We start from the raw sequence: 5,590 nt of genomic DNA, 5'->3' as shown, positions 1-5,590 counted from the left end.
AGATGAGCATCCGCTTCGCAATCTGGGAGCAGATCACCGGCGTCGCCGGCCTCGCCACCGCTGCCTGAGCACAGCCCGGAACCGAGCTGCACCACGCCGCGACGCCATCAGACACCTACCCACCCAAAAACGTGACAGCGCCCTGTTCACCCTCCACCCCCAAGACGCTTCCGGAACGGCGACCTGCCGCTGTGGACGGACGCCGCCGACTGTGGTCCGTGCCCCCCGGCAACGACTCGCACTGACCGCGCCGCAACGGCGAGCTCTTCGGGCCCCGGCCATACAGCTGGGGCCCGAGAGCACGCCCGGGTGAGATTTCAGCGAACCGGTCCGCGGCCCGGTCGCGGCCGCCAGGATGGGCCGGGTGACCACCAGCACCGCAGACCTCTGGCACCACTACGGCCGCGCCCGCGCCACCAGTGACCGCGTCGTTCCTGACACCTTCCACTGGAACTGGGACCAGGACGCCGGGCCCGGCCCCGAGGCCCTCGGCAACCTGACCGGCCGCTGTGTGGGCGACCTCGGCGCCGGAACAGCCCGGCACGCAGCACACCTGGCGATTCACCATCAGCCGGCCCAGGTCGTCGCCGTCGACGCCTCGCCCGCCCAGCACGCCATGGCAACCGACCTCTATGCCCACCTCGCCCCTCGCCTGCGCATTGTCGCCTCCGACGCGGTGCCCCACCTGCAGGCGATGACCGGCACGTACGACGTGCTGTACAGCGTCTTCGGAGCCCTGGACTTCACCGACCCGCGCGAGATGCTGCCCGCGGCGGCCGCCGCGCTCAAGCCGGGCGGGCGACTGGTGTTCGCAACCCTCGCCCACTACTTGAATGGGGCGCCCGCCCAGCCCGATGCCGTGGCTGCCGACATCTCGGCAAAGACACCGGACGGCGAAGCCACCACGATGCGCCGCTGGGTCCTCCAGGAGTATGTGTGGACCAAACTGCTCGACGAGGCCGGATTCACCAACATCACCGTCGACGTGCTGCCCGCTACCGTCGGGCCGCGCACCGCCGACACCCTGCTGGTGAGCGCATACCACCCGTCCTAGAACAGGGCCCAGCTCCGCCAGCGACCTGCGGAAGCGGCGCGCGGCGCGGCGAGGGGTTCACTTCCACGAAGCGCTGAACAGGGCGTATTCGAGCAGGTCGGGCGAGGCGTCGGGCGGCCAGGTACCCGTTGCCGCTGCTTGGCTGGCAGCCGCCTGCATGAAGGAGAGGTAGACCGCGTAGCGGTGCGGTGACCAGTTCCTGTCCCGCCAGACCCAGTTGGCGATCGAGCCGTCGGGGTCGTGGCCGGTCTCCCGGCCGACCGCCTGGGCCAGGGACCGCAGACGCCGGGCCAGAACCCGGTCGAGGACGAGCGGCTGGGGGCCGGTTGCCGACGGAACCGTCTTGCCGGCGAAGTACAGGTACTTGGTGTAGAACGACGGACCGAACCCGGGAACGAGGCCCTGAAGCCCCGCGTAAGCAGCTTCTGCGCTGTGCTCGCTCAACGTGGTGACCGCACGGGCCAGTGCGGTATCCAGGCTCTCGGCGGTCAGGATCTTTTGCAGGGAGGCGGGGCCGCTGCCGCTGGGGGCCGCGCTTCCCTTTCCCCCACACGTAGGTCGCGACCAGGGCCTCCCTGAAGGCATCACGCCGCAGCGCGTCTGCGACGGCCGAGGCCACCTCCGCCCGGCTGACCCCGGCGTCGCCGCTGCAGGAGGTGGGAGCCAGCGTCGAAGGCCACGGAGTGATGAGCGTCCACCGGCCGGGGGTGTAGCGCACCGTGTGTGCCCCGGGCGTCCCGTCGGCACAAGCCGACGCGTTCTCGCTCCACCAGCGGCCCAGTGTCCGCACGGCGGCATCGGGCAGCAAAGATGCGGCCATCTCCCGGTCCACCGCGTCCGCGCGGTCCTGTCTGTTCATGTTCCGCTCTCCCGCGGCGCCGGCCGTCATCCCTATCGCCGCCTCGCAGCAGCCGATGCGGCGGGCAGGTGCGCTGGACACGGTAGCGAGATGGAGGCGTCCATGCGGTCCATACCAGGCGCTGGCCTCGGCCCGCGCCGCCTCCCGCATGGTCAACTCCCTGACCCCGAAACGGTATTGCGCTTGCCGCAGTTTTTTGCGATCGTCATAATCATGGATTTGATCGGTGACCTTGCAGCCATCCGCATCCCTGTACCGCAGCCCGGTGAGGTCACGCCGGAGGAGCTCTACCCCGACGCTCTCGCGGAGGCCGAACAGGCCCGCGCCGACTACGCGTTCGCCCTGGAAGCGCAGCACGACGACCTGCGCGAGGACCCTCTGCTGATCGCTCTCGGCAACGCCCGCGCCGCCCGCGAGGCCGCCGACCGCGAGATCCGTCACCTCCTGGCCTACGGACGGGAGTTCCATGGAGACCGCCCCTACAAGCTCGAACCCCTCGCCCGGGCCGGCGGCATGACCCCCTCCGGCATCCGCACCGCCTACGGCCCCAGCGAGATCCAGACCGTCGCCGGCAGGATCGGCCGCACACCCGACAGTCGCCGCGCTGGCCCCCCGGCGCCGCCTGAGCCCTCATGACCCACCACCCCGGACCCCCTCCGCCTGCCTGCGCCTGTCTGCACGGTGGCCCTGGCCCGCCAGGGCCACCCGTCATCGAGGGCACCGCCCACCCGGTCGTGCCCGCGCCCGCCCACACCCCCGCCTCCGCCCTCTGCCTCGCCCGCTGCACCGGATGCGACGCCGCCTACACCGGCCCCTGGAAACGGCTCAACACCTCGTCCCGCGCCGCCTGAGTACGCCGCGCCGCGGGGCGCAGGGAGCGGTTGGAGCGGTCATCACGCCCGGGGGAGTCGTACTGGACGGCGGTGATCTGGACCTTTGGCCGGTCGGGGCGGGCGTGGTCGGCGGCGGATGCCGACAGGGTCACCACCGAGACGAGCGCGCCGGCGGTGAGCGCGGCAAGCGAAAGCGGACATCAGGTTCCCTCACGTGCGGACACCATCCCCGGCCCAACCACGAGGGGCTGACCGGGGACGTTGGTGCGTGTGCGGTCGCGGCGGGCTGGCCGCACACACACTCTGTCCACGCCGTGGAGAAGTCGAGGGTGCGCGGACCCACACTCCTTGCGGGCCTTGAGGTACGGGGTTCGTTCGCCAGGGTGCACCACCCCGCGTAGCTCAGGACGTCACCCGAAAGTGAGCAACAGCGCGGCTCGATGCCCCCACACCCCCACGCCCCTACACGTCGATGAGGCGGTGTGACGACACTTAAAGCAGATCGTTGACGGCGGTGAGCAACGGTCTCTGTGTGCCGTCGTTGCCGTCAGCGTTGCCGTCACTTCCGCGTGTCTGCCCACACAGCGGTGTCTTGCCACGCACGACTCTTGCGTAGCGAGTTGCCGCAGGGTTCCACCGCCGTGGAGTACGGGACGCCACTCTGGTGAGGGTGAGGAACGGGCGGTTTGTGAGCGTCAATCTCAATTCTCCCTCAAATAGCTACCCGCAAGTAACAAGCGAGTCGCCATGTGTGTTTACATCTTCTTCACGCGACACGCGGGGGAAGCGCAACATGTGCCCGAGGTGTGGGAATCCTCGGTGCCGGGCCCGTCCTCGTTGCCCCTCCTCGCGGTGTCACAGACGACCGACCAACCACGGGGAGCAATGAAGCACCGCCTCACTCTCAGACTGGCCGCCCTGACCACGGCCCTCTCGGTCCTGCTGACCGGCGGAGCGACCGCCGCCTCGGCGGTGACCGGGGCATCGGCGAAGAAGTCGATGACCGCTTGCGACAACACGCCCCTGGATAAGCGGCTGACGTGTCTCGCGAAGCTCGGCCGCGTCTCCATCTACGGGATTCCGGTGCTGCTGATCGTGGCGCACGGCACGCACGCCGCCACGAACGAACGCCGGGACGACGCGTTCTTGAAGGCCGACATCGAAAAGCACATCAACCAGTACGCGGACCTCCTCTCAGCCAAGGCACGCCTCACGTCGAGTGACAACCTGTCGCCGCAGGCCAAAGCAGAGATCAAGAAGCTGGAGGACCAGGCTGAGAAGCAACTGCGCGAGATCACCCTGGAGCTCGGACACGGCATCGAGACGGCCGTTGCCCTCGGCCGCGCCGTCTACTACGGCATCATCGCGATCAACGCCATCGCCGACTTCATCACGGACCCGGAACTGAACAAGGCCCTTGACGACATCATCAAGGGGTTCGATCAGATGAACTCTGGTCTCGATAAGATGAACTCCGCTGTCGCAGACGTCAACAAGGCCCTTGGCGAGATGAACAAGGGCATCGCCAAAGCCAATGCCGGCATGCGGAAGGCGAACGAGGGCATCGCCGAGGCCAACCGGGGAATGGCGGAGCTCAACAAAGCGGTTCCGCAGATCGCAAAGGCCGCCCAGAAACTCCGGGAGCTCCCCACGATCGGCAAGGTTGACTTCTCCAAGGCTCTCAAGGACTTCGGCAAGGGCGGAAGCTCTCCGCTCGACGACGCGGCATCGAAGGCCATGACCTCGGCCCTGCTGGACTTGCTGCCGGGCATCGGCGACGGCAAGGGCATCATCGAGGCGATCACAGGTAAAGGCACCGTCACCGGCGAAAAGCTGAGCCCGACCGACCGGCTGCTCGGCTCGGTGATCCTGCTGCGCTGGATGAAGGCGGGCAAGAGCGCGATCAAGGCCGAGGAGCTCAGGGAGGCCATGAAGGCCGAGAAGGCCACGGGCAAGATCGACGGCTGGCTGTCACGCAAGGCTTACGACAAGGTTCCCTCGTCGCTCAAGGGATTCGAGCAGGTCAACAGCAAGGGCGTCGGCTATCGCTGGAACGATGGCAAGGGGAACGGGGTCCGTATCGACCAGGGTAATGCGAATAACTCGCAGGTCTATCAGCAGGTCGACCATGTCGTCATCAACTCGGGTGGCAAGGTTATCGGCCGCGACGGCAAGCCCATCAGCGGCTCCATCAAGGATAATGCGCGGGCAGCTCACATTCCCCTGGACGAATGGCTGAAGTGGAAGGCGTGGAACAAGCCGTGACAGCACGACATGACATCACGCTCCCCGACATGCGCGCGGAGATCATCGCATCCGTACGTGCTCTGGCGGATCCGGCGTACCAGCAGCGTGTATGGGTCGACCGCGAGTACCCGTCGGCGGACTACTACGACGATCTCACGCTTACCGTCAACATCCTTTACGACGACACCACGGTGCTCGCCGACCCGCGAGCCGCGCTCGGCAGGACCCTGGCCAGCGAGGCGGAGGTCGAGGCCATGAGCAGACTGGCCGGCGAACTGACCCGTGCTCTGGACGAGGTCGGCCGTGACCAGCCGGACGAACGGTTTCTGGCCTCCCCTGCCTGGCCCTCCGTGATGGACGCCGCGTCAGCCGCTCTGGAGGTGTTGACGGCCGGGTAGGTGAGCAAGCCACGCCGCCCTCCGCGCCCCGTTGGAGGAGCACGGTAGGTCAATCTCACAGGCTCTCGCCCTTAGTACTGCAACGGTGCTTGCCGTGACTGCTGGCCAGCTCAGTCGTTGGTGTGGTTATGGGTGGGGACCTTGCCGATGTCAGGCTGTGGGCCGGTGAACTGGGCGCTCTGCATGAGCGGTTCGTGCA

Annotated in this window: 5 protein-coding genes and 2 pseudogenes; 4 read left to right on the top strand and 3 right to left on the bottom strand. The window is 67.8% G+C overall.

Features of this window, described 5'->3' with window-relative positions:
- The first annotated feature begins 355 nt into the window (after positions 1-355).
- Positions 356-1,054, top strand: coding sequence for a class I SAM-dependent methyltransferase (locus G3I77_RS40385; RefSeq protein WP_248512441.1), 699 nt, complete (start codon positions 356-358; stop codon positions 1,052-1,054).
- A gap of 57 nt (positions 1,055-1,111) precedes the next feature.
- Here the strand turns inward: G3I77_RS40385 and G3I77_RS40380 are convergent, their stop codons facing one another.
- Entirely contained in the window at positions 1,112-1,639 is a 528-nt protein-coding gene (locus G3I77_RS40380; protein ID WP_374388705.1) for a hypothetical protein, read from the bottom strand.
- Positions 1,605-1,874: pseudogene (locus G3I77_RS41390) on the bottom strand (hypothetical protein); the annotation flags it as partial. The gene G3I77_RS40380 and the pseudogene G3I77_RS41390, both read right to left, overlap by 35 nt.
- Positions 1,875-2,126: 252 nt before the next feature.
- Between G3I77_RS41390 and G3I77_RS40375 the strand changes: the two are divergent.
- The gene (locus tag G3I77_RS40375) at positions 2,127-2,549 is read left to right on the top strand and encodes a hypothetical protein (protein WP_248512432.1); all 423 of its coding nucleotides are present in this window, start codon (positions 2,127-2,129) and stop codon (positions 2,547-2,549) included.
- A gap of 235 nt (positions 2,550-2,784) precedes the next feature.
- Here the strand turns inward: G3I77_RS40375 and G3I77_RS40370 are convergent.
- Positions 2,785-2,901, bottom strand: a pseudogene (locus G3I77_RS40370) (lamin tail domain-containing protein); the annotation flags it as partial.
- 730 nt (positions 2,902-3,631) lie between these two features.
- Between G3I77_RS40370 and G3I77_RS40365 the strand changes: the two are divergent.
- Together G3I77_RS40365 and G3I77_RS40360 are read left to right on the top strand one after the other, a co-directional pair.
- Positions 3,632-5,011 carry a pre-toxin TG domain-containing protein gene (locus tag G3I77_RS40365; protein WP_248512430.1) on the top strand — a complete coding sequence of 460 codons (1,380 nt, stop codon included), beginning with the start codon at positions 3,632-3,634 and terminating at the stop codon, positions 5,009-5,011.
- On the top strand, positions 5,008-5,391 hold the full coding sequence (locus G3I77_RS40360) for a hypothetical protein (protein WP_248512428.1): 384 nt from the start codon (positions 5,008-5,010) through the stop codon (positions 5,389-5,391). Before G3I77_RS40365 ends, G3I77_RS40360 begins: the two co-directional genes overlap by 4 nt.
- The last annotated feature ends 199 nt before the right edge of the window (positions 5,392-5,590 follow it).

The organism is Streptomyces sp. D2-8, from assembly GCF_023184515.1.
Taxonomy (GTDB): domain Bacteria; phylum Actinomycetota; class Actinomycetes; order Streptomycetales; family Streptomycetaceae; genus Streptomyces.
This window is presented reverse-complemented; position numbering and strand designations above follow the sequence as displayed.

What these genes read in the sequence shown, in the direction of transcription:
- G3I77_RS40385 (WP_248512441.1), top strand. Translation starts at nt 356, where the DNA reads ATGGGCCGGGTGACCACCAGCACCGCAGACCTCTGGCACCACTACGGC.
- G3I77_RS40380 (WP_374388705.1), bottom strand. Translation starts at nt 1,639, where the DNA reads ATGCCTTCAGGGAGGCCCTGGTCGCGACCTACGTGTGGGGGAAAGGGA.
- G3I77_RS40375 (WP_248512432.1), top strand. Translation starts at nt 2,127, where the DNA reads ATGGATTTGATCGGTGACCTTGCAGCCATCCGCATCCCTGTACCGCAG.
- G3I77_RS40365 (WP_248512430.1), top strand. Translation starts at nt 3,632, where the DNA reads ATGAAGCACCGCCTCACTCTCAGACTGGCCGCCCTGACCACGGCCCTC.